At 74.2% G+C, this 17033-nt stretch carries 17 protein-coding genes; 10 read left to right on the plus strand and 7 right to left on the minus strand.

The window, feature by feature from the left end; all coding sequences use genetic code 11:
* Positions 1–21: 21 nt before the first annotated feature.
* Positions 22–1029: a non-homologous end-joining DNA ligase gene (ligD, locus tag C7C46_RS23410; protein WP_181442482.1), complete on the minus strand. Its 1008-nt coding sequence runs from the start codon at positions 1027–1029 to the stop codon at positions 22–24.
* Between the two features lie 165 nt (positions 1030–1194).
* Between ligD and C7C46_RS23415 the strand changes: the two genes are divergently transcribed.
* The 6 genes from C7C46_RS23415 to C7C46_RS23440 all read left to right on the plus strand — a co-directional run bounded on the left by C7C46_RS23415 (position 1195) and on the right by C7C46_RS23440 (position 5424).
* Positions 1195–2274, plus strand: a complete 1080-nt coding sequence (locus tag C7C46_RS23415) for an ATP-dependent DNA ligase (RefSeq protein WP_110671868.1) — start codon at positions 1195–1197, stop codon at positions 2272–2274.
* A 92-nt stretch (positions 2275–2366) separates the two neighbouring features.
* The gene (locus C7C46_RS23420; protein WP_146259185.1) at positions 2367–2600 is read left to right on the plus strand and encodes a DUF3040 domain-containing protein; all 234 of its coding nucleotides are present in this window, start codon (positions 2367–2369) and stop codon (positions 2598–2600) included.
* 159 nt (positions 2601–2759) lie between these two features.
* Positions 2760–3281: a hemerythrin domain-containing protein gene (locus C7C46_RS23425; protein WP_110671870.1), complete on the plus strand. Its 522-nt coding sequence runs from the start codon at positions 2760–2762 to the stop codon at positions 3279–3281.
* Between the two features lie 96 nt (positions 3282–3377).
* Complete coding sequence (locus C7C46_RS23430) at positions 3378–3671, plus strand: DUF6158 family protein (RefSeq protein WP_110671871.1); 294 nt, start codon at positions 3378–3380, stop codon at positions 3669–3671.
* Positions 3672–3681: 10 nt separating this feature from the next.
* Positions 3682–4326, plus strand: a complete 645-nt coding sequence (locus tag C7C46_RS23435; protein ID WP_181442483.1) for a TIGR03086 family metal-binding protein — start codon at positions 3682–3684, stop codon at positions 4324–4326.
* A gap of 228 nt (positions 4327–4554) precedes the next feature.
* Complete coding sequence (locus tag C7C46_RS23440; RefSeq protein ID WP_110671872.1) at positions 4555–5424, plus strand: LPXTG cell wall anchor domain-containing protein; 870 nt, start codon at positions 4555–4557, stop codon at positions 5422–5424.
* 117 nt (positions 5425–5541) lie between these two features.
* On the opposite strand, the gene C7C46_RS23445 is transcribed toward C7C46_RS23440, so the two are convergent.
* Positions 5542–5760 (minus strand): DUF2277 domain-containing protein, encoded by a 219-nt coding sequence (locus C7C46_RS23445; RefSeq protein ID WP_110671873.1) that lies wholly within the window; start codon positions 5758–5760, stop codon positions 5542–5544.
* 167 nt (positions 5761–5927) lie between these two features.
* Between C7C46_RS23445 and C7C46_RS23450 the strand changes: the two genes are divergently transcribed.
* The 3 genes from C7C46_RS23450 to C7C46_RS23460 all read left to right on the plus strand — a co-directional run bounded on the left by C7C46_RS23450 (position 5928) and on the right by C7C46_RS23460 (position 8703).
* Positions 5928–7469, plus strand: coding sequence for an ATP-dependent DNA ligase (locus C7C46_RS23450; protein ID WP_110671874.1), 1542 nt, complete (start codon positions 5928–5930; stop codon positions 7467–7469).
* An 86-nt stretch (positions 7470–7555) separates the two neighbouring features.
* Positions 7556–8206: an NAD(P)-dependent oxidoreductase gene (locus C7C46_RS23455; RefSeq protein WP_110671875.1), complete on the plus strand. Its 651-nt coding sequence runs from the start codon at positions 7556–7558 to the stop codon at positions 8204–8206.
* Between the two features lie 2 nt (positions 8207–8208).
* Positions 8209–8703 (plus strand): MarR family winged helix-turn-helix transcriptional regulator, encoded by a 495-nt coding sequence (locus C7C46_RS23460; protein WP_110671876.1) that lies wholly within the window; start codon positions 8209–8211, stop codon positions 8701–8703.
* Positions 8704–8725: 22 nt separating this feature from the next.
* On the opposite strand, the gene C7C46_RS23465 is transcribed toward C7C46_RS23460, so the two are convergent.
* Together C7C46_RS23465 and C7C46_RS23470 are read right to left on the minus strand one after the other, a co-directional pair.
* Positions 8726–9319: an Rv1733c family protein gene (locus tag C7C46_RS23465; RefSeq protein ID WP_110671877.1), complete on the minus strand. Its 594-nt coding sequence runs from the start codon at positions 9317–9319 to the stop codon at positions 8726–8728.
* Between the two features lie 213 nt (positions 9320–9532).
* Entirely contained in the window at positions 9533–10492 is a 960-nt protein-coding gene (locus tag C7C46_RS23470; protein WP_110671878.1) for a helix-turn-helix transcriptional regulator, read from the minus strand.
* A gap of 149 nt (positions 10493–10641) precedes the next feature.
* Between C7C46_RS23470 and C7C46_RS23475 the strand changes: the two genes are divergently transcribed.
* Positions 10642–12147, plus strand: a complete 1506-nt coding sequence (locus C7C46_RS23475) for an MFS transporter (protein WP_110671879.1) — start codon at positions 10642–10644, stop codon at positions 12145–12147.
* Positions 12148–12196: 49 nt separating this feature from the next.
* Here the strand turns inward: C7C46_RS23475 and C7C46_RS23480 are convergent, their stop codons facing one another.
* The 3 genes from C7C46_RS23480 to C7C46_RS23490 are packed head-to-tail and all read right to left on the minus strand — an operon-like array spanning position 12197 to position 16905.
* Positions 12197–13858, minus strand: coding sequence for a SpoIIE family protein phosphatase (locus C7C46_RS23480; protein ID WP_110671880.1), 1662 nt, complete (start codon positions 13856–13858; stop codon positions 12197–12199).
* A 16-nt stretch (positions 13859–13874) separates the two neighbouring features.
* Positions 13875–14348, minus strand: a complete 474-nt coding sequence (locus tag C7C46_RS23485) for a universal stress protein (RefSeq protein ID WP_110671881.1) — start codon at positions 14346–14348, stop codon at positions 13875–13877.
* A 1-nt stretch (position 14349) separates the two neighbouring features.
* The gene (locus C7C46_RS23490; protein ID WP_110671882.1) at positions 14350–16905 is read right to left on the minus strand and encodes an ATP-dependent Clp protease ATP-binding subunit; all 2556 of its coding nucleotides are present in this window, start codon (positions 16903–16905) and stop codon (positions 14350–14352) included.
* Positions 16906–17033 lie beyond the last annotated feature (128 nt).

The following is a 17033-nucleotide window of genomic DNA, read 5'->3' on the forward strand; positions in this document are numbered from 1 at the left end:
CCTCAACCCCAGCTACTTCTGCTACTTCTGCTTCGCCCGGCTCGGCTGCACCCTGGCGGGCTCGCCGGGCATCTTCGGGTGATCCGGGGGGTACGGCAGCTCGCCGAGCCCCTCGTCCCGTTCCTGACGCTCCGACAGCTCCAGCACCGATTCCAGACCGAACGAGTGCTCCGCCAGCTCCGCCCACGGATCACCGTGCTCCGCGAGCCGACCGGGGACCGTCCGCAGGGTGAAGTCACCCGGCTCCGCGTCGTCCAGCTCCTCCCAGCGCAACGGGGTGGAGACGGTGGCCTCGGGCCAGGCCCGCAGCGAGTAGGCGGAGGCGATGGTGCGGTCCCGGGCCATCTGGTTGTAGTCGACAAAGAGCTTCTGCCCGCGCTCCTCCTTCCACCAGGCGATGGTCACGTGCTCGGGCATCCGCCGTTCCAGCTCGCGGCCGAGCGCGATCGCGCAGCGCCGCACCTCCTGGAAGGTCCACTCGGGGCGCACCGGCACGAAAACGTGCAGGCCGCGGCCGCCGGAGGTCTTGGGCCAACCGCGCAGCCCGTGCTCTCCGAGCAGTTCGCGCAGTTGGTGGGCGGCCCGCACCGCGTCGTGGAAGTCGGTGCCGGGTTGCGGGTCCAGGTCGAGGCGCAGCTCGTCGGGGCGGTCGGTGTCGGCCCGTCGGACCGGCCACGGGTGGAAGGTCAGGCAGCCCAGGTTGGCGGCCCAGAGCACGGCGGCCGGTTCGGTCGGGCAGATCTCGTCGGCGAAACGGCCGCTGGGGAAGGCGATCCGGGCGGTGGGCAACCAGTCGGGCGTGTTCTTCGGTGCCCGCTTCTGGTAGAAGAACTCGCCCTCGACCCCGTCCGGGAACCGCTGCAGCGTGGTGGGCCGGTCACGCAACGCGCCGAGCGCCGCGTCGGCCACCGCCACGTAGTACTGCGCCACGTCGAGCTTGGTGTGGCCGGGGCCGGGGTAGTACACCTTGCCCGGATTGCTCAGCCGCACCGTGCGCCCGCCGACCTCCAGCTCCACCGCTTCGCCCATGCCCACCACGCTAGGGCCGCCACCAGCAACCGGCACGCCGTGCGGCCGAGCAGCCCCACCAGGCACACCAGAGGCACCAGCGAGACCAACGGCATCAGGCGCGCCGAATGCGGCTCCGAACGGCACGCCGTGCGGCGGGCGGGCGGGTGACGCACCATCAGGGGTATGGACCTTCCCGTGCTGCCCCCGGTCGAACCGATGCTGGCCAAGGCGGTCACCGAGATCCCGGACGGCCTGCACTACGAGGCCAAGTGGGACGGCTTCCGCGCCCTCGTGTTCCGCGACGGCGAGGCGGTGGAGGTGGCCAGCCGCACCGGCAAGTCGCTGGCCCGCTACTTCCCCGAGCTGCTGGACGCCTTCCGCGCCGAGCTCCCCGAGCGCTGCGTACTGGACGGCGAGATCGTGCTCGCCCATGACGGGCGGCTGCACTTCGAGGAGCTCCAGGAGCGGATCCACCCGGCCGACTCCCGGGTGCGCAGACTCGCGACCGAGAACCCGGCCACCTTCGTCGCCTTCGACCTGCTCGCGCTGGGTGACCGGTCGCTGATGGAGGTCCCCCTCGCGGAGCGCCGACCCGCCCTGGTGGCGGCTCTGGCGGGGGCCGGCCCCCGGGTCTTCACCGCCCCGGCCACCCGGGACCGGGCGCTGGCCCAGGAGTGGTTCACCGCCTTCGAGGGAGCCGGCCTGGACGGGATCGTGGCCAAGCCGCTGGACCAGCCCTACCGTCCGGGCGTGCGCGCGATGTTCAAGATCAAGCACGGGCGCACGGCCGACTGCGTGGTGGCCGGCTACCGCGAGCACAAGGACGGCCAGGGTGTCGGCTCGCTGCTGCTCGGCCTGTACGACGACGGGGGGACCCTGCAGCACGTGGGAGTCTGCTCCTCCTTCACCGCCGCCCGCCGCAAGGCGCTGACCACCGAGCTGGCGCCGCTGCGCCTCGCCGACCCGGCCGAGCACCCGTGGGCGGCCTGGACCGAGGAAGCCGCCCACGAGGCGAGCCGGATGCCCGGCGCGCCCAGCCGGTGGAGCGGCGGCAAGGACGCGCAGTGGGTCGCGCTCCGCCCTGAGCTGGTCTGCGAGGTCGCGTACGATCACATGGAAGGGACCCGGTTCCGGCACACCACCCGCTTCCAGCGCTGGCGGCCCGACCGGACCGCACGGAGCTGTGACTACAGCCAACTGGAGGAACCGGTCGGATTCGACCTGAACCAGCTACTGGCCCGGGGTGTCTCCCCCGACCGCTGAAGTCCGGGGGCCGAGCGCCGAGCCCCAGGGGCCGACCGCTGGAGCCGACGGCCGACCGCCTCCGCGCTACCGAGGAACGGCAGGTGAGGATCATGCTCCTCTCACGGCACGAAGCTCGGGAGAGCCGTCGGATCGAGGCCAGGCTGATCGCAGAGGACCCGCGGCTGGCACGAAGATTCGACCAGTGGCGCCGCAGCCGCGACCGGGTGGCCGAGGCGGCCGCGCTCGCCACCGGCCGTGAACCGGCCCAGGACCCGGACGCCGCCCCGACCCGCCTGCGCCGCCTCTGGCACGAGATCCTGCGCGGCCGCATACCGCTGCCGTGACCAGCACCGGCACCACCCCCGCCGCCCCCTCGACGGCGCCGCCACCACAGCCATCCCACCGGCGCCGTCACTCCAACGGCCGCGCGCGCCCGTCCGTCGGGGCGAGGGATTTGGCACCATCGAGTCAGGGGACACCCGAGGCCGAGAAGGTGAGTGCGGATGTCCAGCGACGCGATCGTGCTGCTGAAGCAGGAGCACAAGGAGCTGCTGCGGCTCTTCAAGGCGTACCGCACCACGCCCCCCGCCGAACTGGCCGCGCGCGGCGAGCTGGCGCAGCACATCGTCCACGACCTGACCGTCCACTCGTACCTGGTCGACGAGGTGCTCTACCCGGAGGTCGTCAGCCTGCTGAAGGACCCGGCCCACCCGGCCGTGCAGGGCTACCAGGACCACACGGCGGTGGATCGGCTCTGCGAGGAGGTGGCCGAGCGCAGCCCGGAGGACCCCGGCTTCGGCCAGAGCGTGGAGGCGATGCTGACCGCCGCGCTGCGCCAGATGGAGCGCGAGGAGCGCGAGTGGTTCCCCCTGCTGCGGGCCACGCTGAGCCGCCGGGACCTGCAGCAGATCGGCACCCACGTTCTGGCGGTGCGCGAGACGGCCCCCCGCCACCTCCCCGAGGCCGCCCCCCACCCGGACGCCGACCAGCACCAGGGCGGCCCAGCCGTCCCAGGCGCCGCCTGACCGCAGCGGGGCGAACCCCGCGCTGACCGCACCACCGCTGACCGCACCAACCACCCCCTCACCGACAGGGCACCACCGACCAAGGAGGCAACCGCGATGCCACCGACCGCCACCACCGACGGCACGCCCGAAGGCGTGGCCGCCACCCGCCTGCTCGACGACCGACTGCTGCACGAACTGGAACAGCTGCACCGCACCCGGCACGAGACCTTCCTCTACGGCTCGGACGACGCGCTGCGCCACCACAGCGAGCGCACCGCCGCGCTGGAGGCCGAGTACCTGCGGCGCTTCCCGGACCGCCTGGTCACGGCCGGCCGCACCCGCTCGGGCGCCCGGGCCCGCGAGACCGCCGCCCGGGTCGAGGCCACCCCGACCGAGAGCGCGGGCTGAGGCGGTCCGGATGACCGATCCCACGGCGAGGGGGCCGGCCGCCCGGCCGTCCCCGGAAGAGCTGCTGCTCCTGCACGCGGAGGCGATGGCCTCGTTCGGCCGCCGGGTGGCGGGGGTGGCGGCGAACCAGTGGTCGGCGCCGACCCCGTGCGAGGGCTGGTCGGTGCGCGAGCTGGTGAACCACCTGACCGTCGAACAGCTCTGGGTCCCCGAGCTGCTCCTGGGGGCCACCATCGCGGAGGTGGGCAGCCGCTTCGACGGCGACCGGCTGGGCGGCGACCCGGTCGCCGCCTGGACGGCGGCCGCGGCGGCCGCCCGGACCGCGCTGACCGGGCCGTACGCACTTGAGCTGACCGTCCACCTCTCCTACGGCGACCGCTCGGCGCTGGAGTACTGCTCCGAGCTGACCGTGGACCTGACCGTGCACACCTGGGACCTGGCCCGCGCCACCGCCCAGGACGCCCACCTGGCACCGGAACTGGTGGACTTCGCGCTGCACGAGGTCACCCCGTACGCGGACCAACTGGCCGGCACCGGCTACTTCGCCCCGGCGGTGCCCACCGCGCCGGACGCCGACCCGCAGACCCGCCTGCTCGGACTGCTCGGCCGCCGGACCGAGCCCGAGCCGCGGATCGACCCGGAGCTGATGAGCTGACGCGCCGACAAGCTGCGCCGACCAGCTGCCGAGCTGACAATCCGCCGAGTTGATCGCACTCAAACTGCTGACCTCGACCCCCAGCAGCCACCCTCCGGAGAGCCCCCGTTCACCATCGGATATCGTCACCGCTCTCATGACGCGAGAACCGCGGCCCGGACCCCACGGTCCGGGCCGCGGGCGCGCACGGAACACTTCGTGCACCTACGTCCTAGGGAGCAAGTCCACGTGCACCACCAACCCCTGCGCCGGATCCTTCCGGCCCTTGCGGCGCTCGGCATAGCCGCGGCCGCCCCGATGCTGACGGCAGGTCCGGCCGCCGCCCACGACAGCGGCCACTGCGAGACCGCCGGGATCAGCTACTCGACCGACGGCGGCACCCACTTCACCAAGTCGGACGACCTGGGCGGCCCGGCCGGCCAGGTCGTCGTCAAGCTGGACGGGGAGGTCGCCCGCGGGTGCGAGTACCCGGTCTCGCTGGCCGCCTACTCCACCGAGGGCGCCACCTGGAAGACCTCGGGCAAGCAGACCCTGGTCGGCTTCGCGACCGGCCTGCTCACCCAGCAGAAGCCGCAGCTGCTGCTGGACCTCGGCGGACGACTGCCGGAGTGCTTCGGACAGGTCGACCTGTACAACGGCAGCGAGAAGTACGCGGGCGACAAGGCCCCGCACTACCCGAACGCCGTGATCGGTGACGACAAGATCGCCTGGTGGAACGGCGGCAAGGCCTGCCCGTCCGGCACTCCGTCGTCCACCCCGAGCCCCAGCAGCTCGACCCAGGCGCCCAGCCCGACGCCGACCCCGAGCAGCACCACGCCGGCCACCGGCAGCCCGACGCCCTCGGCGAGCCCGAGCAAGTCGGCCTCCCCGAGCCCGTCGACCCCGAGCGGCACTGCCACCCCGGTGGCCCCGGCCCCCGGCACCGACGTGCCCAGCGGCAAGCCCGAGGTCAAGCCGGTCTCCGGCACGCCGACCAACCTGGCCAGCACCGGCACCGACGGCAGCGCGCTGGCCGTGACGGCCGGCGCGGGCGTCGTCCTGCTCGGCCTGGGCGCGGGCGCGGTGGTGCTCACCCGCCGCCGCAGCGCCAAGCGCTGACCGACACCGCTGACCGACACCACTACGGGGCCCGCGGCAGCACCGCCGCGGGCCCTTCGGCGGCAGGCCCGCCACCCGCACGCCCTGCCGTCACGAACAGCTACCGCTGCCTCGCGGTCAGCCCGTGCTCGCGCCCCGGACCCGCAGGCCGGCCAGCAGCTCCGCGGTGGCCTCCGCCACCGCGGCCACCGCCTGCTCGAACACCTCGCGGTTGTGCGCGGCCGGGGCCCGGAAGCCGGAGACCTTGCGGACGTACTGCAGGGCGGCCGCGTGGATGTCCTCCTCCGTCACCTCGGGCTGGACGGGCGGACGCAGCGTCTTGATGCTTCGGCACATGGCTCCAGTCTGCCGCGCGACACCGACAATCGGACCCTCGCCCGCGACCGGATCCCTCCGACACCCGGGCCCCGCCCGCGACCCCGACACCCTGGCGAGTCCACCATCCGCCGCCGGACCCGGCTCCCGACTCGCCCCGTCCCCGGGTGCCGGGTGAGCATGGGTGCATGCTGCTGGCCGACCTCGCCCGGACCTCGCAGGAGGTCGCCGCCACCACCGCGCGCTCGCGCAAGACCGCCCTGCTCGCCGAGCTGTTCCGGGCCACCGACCCGGCCGAGCTGCCGGTGGTGACCACCTACCTGGCCGGCCGCCTCCCGCAGGGCCGGATCGGCGTCGGCTGGAGCAGCTTCGCCGACCCCGTCCCCCCGGCCACGACCGCCACCCTGACGGTGCCTCAGGTGGACCACGCGCTCACCGAGCTGGCCGCCGTCCGCGGCGCGGGAGCCCAGGCGGAGCGGCGCCGCCGTCTCGCCGATCTGCTGGCCGCCGCCACCCCCGTCGAGCAGGAGTTCCTGATCCGGCTGATCGGCGGCGAGGTCCGCCAAGGCGCGCTCGACGCGGTCGCGGTGGACGCCCTGGCCGCGGCGGGCGGGGCCGATCCGGCGGCGGTTCGCCGCGCGGTGATGCTCGGCGGCAGCCTCGGCGCGGTGGCCCGGGCGCTGCTCGCCGAAGGTCCGCAGGCCCTGGAGCTGTTCACCCTGACCGTCGGCCGCCCGGTGCTGCCGATGCTGGCGCAGACCGCCGGGTCGGTCGCCGAGGCCCTTGACCGCCTCGGGCCCTGCCTGGTGGACGAGAAGCTGGACGGCGTGCGGATCCAGGTGCACCGGGACGGCGACCGGGTGCGGGTCTACACCCGCACGCTGGAAGAGATCACCGCCCGGCTGCCCGAGGTGGTGGCGGCCGCCCGGGCGCTGCCGGCGGACCAGGCGGTGCTGGACGGCGAGGTGGTCGCGCTCGGACCGGACGGGCGGACCAGGCCGTTCCAGCAGACCGCGGGGCGGGTCGGCTCCAGCCTGGACGTGCCGGGCGCCACCGAGGCGCTGCCCCTCACCCCGGTCTTCTTCGACCTGCTCGCGCTCCAGGGCCGCGACCTGCTGGCCGCGCCCACCGCCGAGCGGCAGGCCCGGCTGGCCGAGCTGGTCCCCGAGGAGCTGCGGGTGCGCCGGCTGACGGTGTCCGATCCGAGCGCGCCGGCCGAGCGGGCGGCGGCGGCCGAGTTCGCCGAGCAGGCACTGGCCCGCGGCCAGGAGGGCGTGGTGGTCAAGGCCCTGGACGCCGGCTACACGGCCGGGCGGCGCGGCGCGGGGTGGCTGAAGGTGAAGCCGGTGCACACGCTGGACCTGGTGGTGCTGGCGGCCGAGTGGGGACACGGACGGCGGGCCGGACGGCTGTCCAACCTCCATCTGGGCGCCCGCCAGGAGGACGGCGGCTTCGCGATGCTCGGCAAGACCTTCAAGGGCCTGACCGACGCACTGCTCGCCTGGCAGACCGAACGGCTCCAGGAGCTGGCCGTCGCCCGGCCGCCCTGGGGGGTCGAGGTGCGGCCGGAGCTCGTGGTGGAGATCGCCTTCGACGGCGTCCAGCGCTCCACCCGCTACCCGGCCGGGGTGACGCTGCGGTTCGCCCGGGTGCTGCGCTACCGCGCGGACAAGACCCCCGCCGAGGCGGACACGGTCGCCACGGTCCGCGGTTTCCTGCCGGCGTCCTGAACCCGGGCGGCGCTCGGGAATACCTGTGCAGTCAGGTACTGTTCCCTCAGATAACAGTTCGCATCTGTATCTCTACGGAGGACGCCATGTCCAAGATCGCCGTTTTCGGTGCCGCCGGCAGCATCGGCAGCCAGGTCGTGCAGGAGGCGCTGGCGCGCGGGCACCAGGTCACCGCCGTGGTCCGCGACCCGGCCAAGGTCACCATCACCCACCCGGCGCTCACCGTCGTCAAGGGCGACGTGCTGGACCCGGCCGAGGTGGCCGCTGCCGCCGCCGGGCAGGACGTGCTGGTCAGCGCGGTGGGCGGGGGCGACGGCCCGGGGCACCAGGCCACCATCGCGCCGTCCGCCGAGTCCCTGGTGGCGGGGCTGCGCGAGCTCGGCGAGCAGGCACCGCGACTGATCGTGGTCGGCGGCGCGGGTTCGCTGCGCACCCCGGACGGCGGCCAGGTGTGGGACGCCCCGGGGCTGCCCGACTGGCTGCTGCAGATCATGCACGCGCACGGCGACGCGCTGGACTACCTGCGCACCGTTACCGACGTGACCTGGACCAGCCTGAGCCCGGCCGCCCTGATCGAGCCGGGCGAGCGCACCGGCCGGTACCGCACCGCCACCGACGACCTGGTGGCGGCGGCCGACGGGACCAGCACCATCTCCGTCCCGGACTACGCCGTGGCCCTGGTGGACGAGATCGAGCACCCGCAGCACCTGGGCGAGCGCTTCACCTGCGGTTACTGACCATGGCCGACAACCGGGATCCGGTCGACCGGGTCGACCAGGTGCTGGCCGACCCGCGGATCCGGGCGGCCGGCGTGCTGTTCAACACCTCCGCCATGCTGGAGCGGCTGCTCGGCGCGGCGATCCAGCGGGAGACGGGGATCAGCCACTCGATGTTCGAGGTGCTGCTGATGGTCGCCGCCGAACCGGCCGGCGCCCCGATGAGCCGGCTCTCCGGCGGGGCGCTGCTGACCAGCGGCGGGGCCACCCGGCTGGTCGACCGGATGGTGGAGGCGGGCCTGGTCACCCGGGCCCCGTCCGCGGCGGACCGCCGGGTCCAACTGGTCTCGCTCACCGAGCACGGCCGCGGGGTGCTGCTGGCTGCCGCCGCGGCGCACACCCGGGAGAGCGACCGCCTGATCGGCGCGGCCCTGTCGGCCGATCAGGCGGGTGCCATGGTCGAGTCGCTGGACCTGCTGGGCCGTCACCTGCGCACCGAGCAGCCCCCGCTGCGCTGAGCGACACGCACCCGTCAGCCCGTCAGGCTGCCGGGCTCCCGGGCCGTCCGTCCACCCGGCCGGACCAGTGCGGCTCCACTCGCGCCCAGTCGGCGGCCCACTGCCGCTGGGCGCGGTGGTCCAGGCTCCGACAGCGCAACAGGTAGAGCAGGTAGACCAGCAGGCCGAACGCGAGCAGGCAGACGGCCGCGGCGGCGACGGCCAGCAGCGCCAGCCCGGCCGCGGACGGTGGGGGGTCGGCCAGGTCGCCGCGGTCGGTGACCCAGATCGGCACCGACTGCCCTGGCGCGGCATCCCCGGTCAGCGCGAACCGGCCCGTCACGGGGTGGCCGGCGGGGTACGTCCAGGCGGCCCGCACCTGTTCGCCCGCCCGGAGCCGGCCGGCGACCGCGGGAGCGTCCGAGCCGGCCGCCCCCAGCACCGAGGCGTCGACGCGGTGCAGCCGCTCCGCCTGCGCCCTGGCGCGGGCCGGCGCGGTGGCCACCCCGTGCGCGGCCTGCACGGCACCGGCAGCCAGCACGAGCAGCAGGCCGCAGATCAGCAGCAGCCGGGCCCGGCTGCGGGCCCGGTCCAGCGGGCGCCACAGCGGTCCGGGGTCACGCAGGACTCGCCGCACGGCTGTCCTCTCTCCGGCACCGATCAGACGATCAGACGATAACTCAGGACGGGACCCCCGCACCCTGTCTCACCGCACGCCTTTCCGCCGGACGGCTGAACCCCGGTCAGCAGGTGGCTGCACCACAGTCAGCACCTGACTGAACCACAGTCAGCACCTGACTCCGCCTCACCCGGTGCCCGAGTCCGCCTCGGTCACCACCTGACCCCGCCCTCACCCCCCGGCCGCCCGGCCGATCCGCCCGCCCAGCTCCCGCAGGTGCGCCACCAGCTCGGCCGGCTCCTCGACCCGGAACTCGCAGCCCAGCGCGAGCAGCCGGACGGCCAGCCACTCCAGCGTGTCCCCGCTGGTGTGCACCCGGCAGCGGTGCTCGTCCAACTCCTCCACCCGTACCGGCGTTCCGCCGAACCGCCGAACCGCCTCCGCAGCAGGCAGTTCCAGCACCGCGACGGCCTGCCGGGCCTCGGCGTGCAGCCGCAGGCTCCGCGAGACGTAGGCGGCGGCGTCCGCGGCGGGCGGGCGGCGCGGCTCCACCCGCACCCCGGTCGGCCGCGGTTCGGCGACCCGGTCGACCCGGAAGATCCGCCAGTCCTCGCGGTCGTTGTCGAAGGCGACCAGGTACCAGCGCCGCCCGGTGGCGACCAGCCGGTGCGGCTCCACCAGCCGGCGGCTGCGGGCGCCGTCGCCGGCCTGGTAGTCGAACCGCAGCCGCTCCCCCGCGGCGACCGCCCCGGCCAGCACCACCAGCAGTTCGGCGTCCACCACCGGCCCGGCACCGAGCAGCGGCACGGTGGCCGCTCCCAGGGTGGCGACCCGGCGGCGCAGCCTGGACGGCAGCACCTGCTCCAGTTTGGCCAGGGCCCGCACCGCGGCCTCCTCGATCCCGCTGACGGCGCTGACCGCGGCCGAGCGCAGGCCGACCGCGATCGCCACCGCCTCCTCGTCCTCGAGCAGCAGCGGCGGCATCGCCTTGCCGGCGGCCAGCCGGTAACCGCCGACCGCACCCATGCTGGCCTGCACGGGGTAGCCGAGCTCGCGCAGCCGGTCGATGTCGCGGCGGATGGTGCGGGTGGTCACCCCGAGGCGCTCGGCCAGTTCGCTGCCGGGCCATTCGCGCGGGGTCTGCAACAGCGAGAGCAGGCTCAACAGCCGGGCGGGGGTGTCGGTGCTCATCGGCCGGGGGTGGCGGGCGCGGCGAGAGCGGCAGGCGCGCCGGGGGCGTCGGGATCCATGGGGACAGCATGGCGGACAACTAGGACCGGAACTGACCTACATGCCGCCTACCGTCGTGCCATCGACATCGGCGGAGAGGGCCAACGACCATGACCACCAGTCCCGCGAGCGCCGACCGGCGCCGCTGGATCGCACTCGCGATCGTGATGACCGCGTCCTTCATGGACCTCGTGGACGTCACCATCGTCAACGTCGCGGTCCCCAGCATCCAGCGCGACCTGCACGCCACCTTCAGCTCGGTCCAGTGGGTCACCGCCGGGTACGCGCTGGCCTTCGCGATCGGCCTGATCACGGGTGGGCGGCTGGGCGACATCCATGGCCGCAAGCGGATCTTCCTGCTCGGCATCGGCGGCTTCACCGTGGCCTCCGCGCTCTGCGGCCTGGCCGGCGGGCCGGCCATGCTGGTGGCCACCCGGCTGCTGCAGGGCGGCACCGCGGCGCTGATGGTCCCCCAGGTGCTGGCGATCATCCACAGCTCCTTCCCCGCGCACGAGCGCGGCAAGGTCTTCGGCATGTTCGGTGCCGTGGTCGGGCTCGGCGCGGTGAGCGGTCCGCTGCTGGGCGCGCTGCTCACCCAGTGGGACCTGGCCGGCCTGCAGTGGCGGCCGATCTTCCTGATCAACCTGCCGGTGGGGCTGGTCGGCCTGCTGCTCGGCCGCCGCTTCATCGACGAGTCGCGGGCCGAGCGCAGCCTGCGGCTGGACCTGGGCGGCATGGCGCTGCTGGCGCTCGGCCTGCTGATGCTGCTCTACCCGCTGACCCGGGGCCGCGAGGACGGCTGGCCGGCCTGGGGCTTCGTCACGATGGGGCTGAGCCTGCCGGTGCTGGCGCTGTTCGTCCGGTACGAGCGGTTCAAGGCGCGCAAGGACGGCTCGCCGCTGGTCGAGCTCTCGCTGTTCCGGGTCCGCAGCTTCGCGGCGGGCATCGGGGTGCAGCTGGTCTTCGGCCTGACCTGCGGGATCTTCTTCCTGATCTGGACCCTCTACATGCAGCTGGGCCTGGGCTGGAGCCCGCTGCACGCGGGGCTGACGGGCATTCCGTTCTCCCTGGCGGTCTCCGTCGCGGCCGGCCTGTCGGTGCAGCAGCTGGTCCCGCGGTTCGGCCGCCGGGTGCTGCAGGCAGGGGCGCTGGTGATGGCGCTGGGCGTGCTGCTCTACCTGTGGGAGTCGGGCCGGTACGGGGTCGGCATCCACTCCTGGCAGATGGCACTGCCGCTGGTGGTGATGGGCGCGGGGATGGGCCTGATCGTGGCGCCGCTGACCGAGGCGGTGCTGGCCGAGGTGCCGCGCGAGCACGCCGGCTCGGCCTCCGGGCTGATCAACACCACCCAGCAGCTGGGCAACGCGCTCGGCCTGGCACTGGTCTCGGTGGCCTTCTTCACGGTGGTGGACGCGGCCGGGCCGGGCGAGGCGGTCGGCGCGGTCTTCAACCACGCCTTCGGCCACGCGCTCTGGTGGCTGGTCGGCACCCTCACCGCGGTCTTCGTGCTGATGTTCGCACTGCCCCGCAAGGCACCCGCCCAGCCGCAGCCGGTCGAGGACCAGGACCGGGCCCACGGCCTGGAGCAGGACCGCGCGCCCGAGCTGGTGCGCTGAGCAGCTGACGGCCCGCCACCTGGTGCCGCGTCAGGACCCGGCGCGGCGCTCAGTCGCGGTGGAGCAGCAGCAGCGCCGCGTCGTCCTCGGCCTCCAGCCGGCTGCCCAGGGTGTCGCGGACGTGGTCGGCCAGCGCCGGGAGCTGCGCCGGGCCGGTCCGCAGCACCTCGGCCAGCCGGTCCAGGCCGAGGTCCAGGTCCTCACCGGGCCGCTCGACCAGCCCGTCGGTGTACAGCAGCATGGTGGCACCGCGCGGCAGGTGGAAGCCGGCCGCCGGGTAGCCGTCCGGGTCCCAGTCGGACGGCAGGCCCAGCGGCAGGCCGGGGGGCAGCGCGATGCGCTCCACCCGGCCGTCGGGCAGCCGCAGCAGCGGTGGCAGGTGGCCGGCGTTGGCCAGGCTGACCTCGCCGCCGGTCAGGTCCACCCGGGCGTACAGGCAGGTGGCGAACCGGTCGGCATGTAGTTCGGCCAGGAAGGCCGAGGCGCGCTCCAGCACCGCCGAGCACTGGTGGCCCTCGGCGGCGTAGGCGGTCATCGCGATCCGCAGCTGGCCCATCACCGCGGCCGCCTCGGTGTCGTGCCCCTGCACGTCGCCGATCGCCACCGCCACCGCGCCCTCGGAGAGCGGCACCGCGTCGTACCAGTCGCCGCCGATCCAGGTGCCGACCCGGGCGGTGCGGTAGCGCACGGCCAACGATCCGCCGCGCAGCAGCGGCAGCCGGCGCGGCAGCATCGCGCTCTGCAGGCCGGCCGCGATCTCCCGGGACTGGTCGACCAGCATGGCCCGCTGCAGCGACTGGGCGATCGCGCTGGCCAGCGTGGTCAGCAGGGTCCGGTCCTCGCTGCTGAAGGCGCGCCGGCCCTCGTACACCAGGGCCAGCGCGCCGATCGGGCGCCCCTGGGCGATCAGCGGCAGGAAGGCGCCCGCGGTGGCCTTGGTGTCGATCAGCTGGTCGGCCAGGTCGGGGTAGCGGCGCAGGAAGCCGGCCAGCGAGGTGAAGAAGGCGGGCTCGCCGGAGCGCACCACGTCGTTCATCGGCCACGGCTCGGTCAACCGGGCCCGGCGCAGCTCGCGCACCTTGATGTTGACCCGGCCGACCGCGCCGACCAGCCGGATCCGGCCCTGGTCGACCACGCCCAGGGTGATCCCCTGCGCGCCGAGCCGGCGCATGCTCTGGTCGCCGGTGAGCACGGTGACCACGTCGTCCACGGTGAGCGCCTCGCCGAGCGCGTCGGCCACCTCGCGCAGAGCCGACTCCTGGCGCTGCCGGTCGTCCTCGGCCATCAGCCGCAGCGCGGAGTGCGAGAGCTCGTGGGTGGCGTCCCGGACCACGCCGACCACCCGGGTGCCCGGCCGCTCGGGCCACTGCGAGTCATGGGCCAGCTGCCCCTGGCAGTGGGTCCAGCGCATCGTGCCGTCGCGCAGCTTGATCCGGAAGTAGCTGCTGTACGACTCGGCCCGGCCGGTCTTGATCGCCTCGACCAGCTTGTGCAGCCGGATCTGCTCCTCCACCGGGATCCGCCGGTTGAGCCCGGCGGCGAACCCCTCGTACTCCTCGGGCTCCAGGTCGAACACCGCCAGGCCGCTGGCGTCCAGCGTGAAGCGGCCGGTGACGGTGTCCCACTCGAAGCAGCCGAGCCCGTTGGCGGCCAGCGCCTCCGCCTGGTCCAGCTGCGGTACGGCGCCCTGACTGTCGTTCAGCGCGGTCATCGGGCTCGACGCTCCGTCAGGTGTCCTGCCGCGGTGCCCGGACCACTACCACCGGGCAGGGCGCGTGCTCCACCACGTGCCGGCTCACCGAGCCGAGCAGCACCCCGGTGAAGCCGCCCAGCCCGCGGCTGCCGACCACCAGCAGCTCGGCGCCCTCGGCCTGGCGCAGCAGCGCGGCCGCGGCCGGTCCGGGCAGCACCAGCCGGCGGACCTCGACACCCGACGCGTCGGACGCCCCTCCCCCGGCCGTCTCGCGCGCGACCGCCTCGGCCAGGATCCTGCCCGCCAACTGCTCCGGCTCCAGGCCCTCCGTCGGCGGCGGCAGCACGCCCACGGCCAGCGTGTAGTAGCCGGGCAGCTCCCAGACGTTGACCGCCTCGACCACCCCGGCCCCGGTGGCCGCGGCCTGGGTCAGCGCCCAGCGCAGCGCGGCGGCCGCCGGGTCGGAGCCGTCCACGCCGACCACGATGCGACGCTCGTTGCCCGCCATCTCAGGCCTCCGTCCCGGCGTCGGCAGCTGCCGCACCGTCAGCGGCGGCCGCGGCCGGGCGGGCCAGGGTGCAGACCAGCTGGCCGTCCGAGACGTCGGCCAGCACGGTGTCACCGGCCTGCACGGTGCCCTCCAGCAGCAGATTGGCCACCCGGTTGTCCAGCTCGGACTGGATGGTGCGGCGCAGCGGCCGGGCGCCGAACTCGGGCTGGTAGCCCTTGTTGGCCAGCCACTCCTTGGCCGCCCCGGTGACCTCCAGGTCCACGCCCTGCGCCTTGAGCCGTCGCCGGCTGCGGGCCAGCAGCAGGTCCACGATCCTTACCAGGTCGGCCCGGGTCAGCGCGTGGAAGACGATCACCTCGTCGATCCGGTTGAGGAACTCGGGCCGGAACTGCTGGCCCAGCTCCTTCATCAGGTCGCTGCGGATGGCGTCCACGTCGCCCCGGTGGTCCAGGATCCGGCGCGAGCCGATGTTGCTGGTCATGATCACCACGGTGTTGCGGAAGTCCACCGTGCGGCCCTGGGCGTCCGTCAGCCGCCCGTCGTCCAGCACCTGGAGCAGCAGGTTGAAGACGTCCGGGTGGGCCTTCTCCACCTCGTCGAAGAGCAGCACGCTGTACGGCTTGCGGCGCACCGCCTCGGTCAGCTGGCCGGCCTCGTCGTAGCCGACGTAGCCGGGCGGCGAGCCGACCAGGCGGGAGACGGTGTGCTTCTCCTGGAACTCGCTCATGTCGAACCGGATCATCCGGTCCGGGTCGCCGAACAGCAGCTCGGCCAGCGCCTTGGCCAGCTCGGTCTTGCCCACGCCGGTCGGGCCGAGGAAGAGGAAGGAACCGGTCGGGCGGTCCGGGTCGCCCATCCCGGCCCGGCCGCGGCGCACCGCCTGGGCGACCGCGACCACCGCCTCGTCCTGGCCGATCACCTTCTGGTGCAGCGTCTCCTCCAGCTTCAGCAGCCGGTCCCGCTCGGTCTCGGTGAGCTGGGCGACCGGGATGCCGGTGCGCCGGGAGAGCACCTCGGCGATGTCGTCGGCGGTCACCCTCACCACGCCCTCACGCTGCTCGGCCACCTCGGCCAGCTCGTCCTCGGCCTGGCGCAGTTGCGGCTTGAGCTCGGCGGCGCGCCCGAAGTCCTCGTCCGCCACCGCCTCGTCGAGCTCCCGGCGCAGCCTGGCGATCCGGTCCTTGACCGCCTGGCCCTCGGTACCGGACCCCAGCGAGCGCAGCCGGACCCGGGCGCCGGCCTGGTCCAGCAGGTCGATCGCCTTGTCGGGCAGGAACCGGTCGCTGACGTAGCGGTCGGACAGGGCGGCTGCGGCGTCCAGCGCCTGGTCGGTGAACCGGACCTGGTGGTGCGCCTCGTAGCGGTCCCGCAGACCCTGCAGGATCTGCACCGTCTCGTCGACGGTCGGCTCGGGCACCAGCACCGGCTGGAACCGGCGCTCCAGCGCGGCGTCCTTCTCCACGTGCCTGCGGTACTCGTCCAGGGTGGTGGCGCCGACCACGCTCAGCTCGCCGCGGGCCAGGGCCGGCTTGAGGATGTTGCCGGCGTCCATCGAGCCCTCGCCGCCACCGGCGCCGACCACGGTGTGCAGTTCGTCCAGGAACAGGATCACGCTCTGCTCGGCCTCGACCACCTCGTCGATGACCTTCTTGAGCCGCTCCTCGAACTCGCCGCGGTACTTGGAGCCGGCCACCAGGCCGGTCAGGTCCAGGGTGACCACCCGGCGGTCCTTCAGGGTCCGCGGCACGTCTCCGGAGACGATCCGCTGCGCCAGACCCTCCACGATCGCGGTCTTGCCGACCCCGGGCTCGCCGATCAGCACCGGGTTGTTCTTGGTCCGGCGGGAGAGGATCTCCACCGTCTGCTCGATCTCCTCGGCCCGCCCGACCACCGGGTCCAGCTTGCCCGCCCGCGCCGCCACCGTCAGGTCGTGGCCGTACTCGTCCAGGGTCGGCGTCTGGCTGGGGTGCTCGCCGGTGGAGCTGCGGTCCCCGCCGGTGCCGTGGCCGTCCACCACCTTGCGCAGTGCCTCCTGGTTCGGCGCCACCGAGCGCAGCGCCTGCCCGGCGCCGGAGCGCTCCTGCTCGAGCAGCGCGCCCAGCAGGTGCTCGGGCCCGATGTAGGAGGAGCCGGCCGCCTGCGAGCGGGCGTGCGCGGCCAGCAGCACCCGCTTGGCGGCGGGGGTGAGCGAGGGCTCCTCGGTGAGCCCGTCGGCCCAGGTCGGCAGCGCCTCGCGCAGGTCGGCGGCCAGTTCGTCCGGGTCGACCCCGGCCCGCTCCAGCATCCGCCGCGAGGACTCCACCTGGGTGGCGGCCCACAGCAGGTGATCGGTGTCCAGGTCGGTGCTGCCGTCCTCGGCGGCTCGCTGGGCGGCGGCCTCGATCAGCTCCCGGGCCGAGTCGCTGAGCAGTCGCCCGATCGGGACCCGCTGCACCGCCGGGGGCGAGGAGAGCGGACTCGTACCGAAGAACCGGCTGAAGAGGTCACCGTAGGGGTGCCCCCAGCCGAAGGCTGGGGGCAGCTCGCCGGCCCCGAAGGCCGAGGGCATCGTCATCGATCTCACCTGACTGCGGGAGGAGGTGGTCCGCTCCCCACCCTGACCCGGCAGTTGACTGCACGCCACCGGAGTGCACCCCCTCGGGAACCGGACGTTCTGTGACGTGATCGGGTGCAAGCGGCTGC

It is taken from the genome of Streptomyces tateyamensis (genome assembly GCF_003205575.1).
In the GTDB taxonomy this organism is placed as follows: Bacteria; Actinomycetota; Actinomycetes; order Streptomycetales; family Streptomycetaceae; genus Kitasatospora; species Kitasatospora tateyamensis.

Bases quoted from the DNA above. Each gene is read 5' to 3' on its own strand.
- ligD (WP_181442482.1), bottom strand. From the start codon at position 1,029: ATGGGCGAAGCGGTGGAGCTGGAGGTCGGCGGGCGCACGGTGCGGCTG.
- C7C46_RS23415 (WP_110671868.1), top strand. From the start codon at position 1,195: ATGGACCTTCCCGTGCTGCCCCCGGTCGAACCGATGCTGGCCAAGGCG.
- C7C46_RS23420 (WP_146259185.1), top strand. From the start codon at position 2,367: ATGCTCCTCTCACGGCACGAAGCTCGGGAGAGCCGTCGGATCGAGGCC.
- C7C46_RS23425 (WP_110671870.1), top strand. From the start codon at position 2,760: ATGTCCAGCGACGCGATCGTGCTGCTGAAGCAGGAGCACAAGGAGCTG.
- C7C46_RS23430 (WP_110671871.1), top strand. From the start codon at position 3,378: ATGCCACCGACCGCCACCACCGACGGCACGCCCGAAGGCGTGGCCGCC.
- C7C46_RS23435 (WP_181442483.1), top strand. From the start codon at position 3,682: ATGACCGATCCCACGGCGAGGGGGCCGGCCGCCCGGCCGTCCCCGGAA.
- C7C46_RS23445 (WP_110671873.1), bottom strand. From the start codon at position 5,760: ATGTGCCGAAGCATCAAGACGCTGCGTCCGCCCGTCCAGCCCGAGGTG.
- C7C46_RS23450 (WP_110671874.1), top strand. From the start codon at position 5,928: ATGCTGCTGGCCGACCTCGCCCGGACCTCGCAGGAGGTCGCCGCCACC.
- C7C46_RS23455 (WP_110671875.1), top strand. From the start codon at position 7,556: ATGTCCAAGATCGCCGTTTTCGGTGCCGCCGGCAGCATCGGCAGCCAG.
- C7C46_RS23460 (WP_110671876.1), top strand. From the start codon at position 8,209: ATGGCCGACAACCGGGATCCGGTCGACCGGGTCGACCAGGTGCTGGCC.
- C7C46_RS23470 (WP_110671878.1), bottom strand. From the start codon at position 10,492: ATGAGCACCGACACCCCCGCCCGGCTGTTGAGCCTGCTCTCGCTGTTG.
- C7C46_RS23475 (WP_110671879.1), top strand. From the start codon at position 10,642: ATGACCACCAGTCCCGCGAGCGCCGACCGGCGCCGCTGGATCGCACTC.
- C7C46_RS23480 (WP_110671880.1), bottom strand. From the start codon at position 13,858: ATGACCGCGCTGAACGACAGTCAGGGCGCCGTACCGCAGCTGGACCAG.
- C7C46_RS23485 (WP_110671881.1), bottom strand. From the start codon at position 14,348: ATGGCGGGCAACGAGCGTCGCATCGTGGTCGGCGTGGACGGCTCCGAC.
- C7C46_RS23490 (WP_110671882.1), bottom strand. From the start codon at position 16,905: ATGACGATGCCCTCGGCCTTCGGGGCCGGCGAGCTGCCCCCAGCCTTC.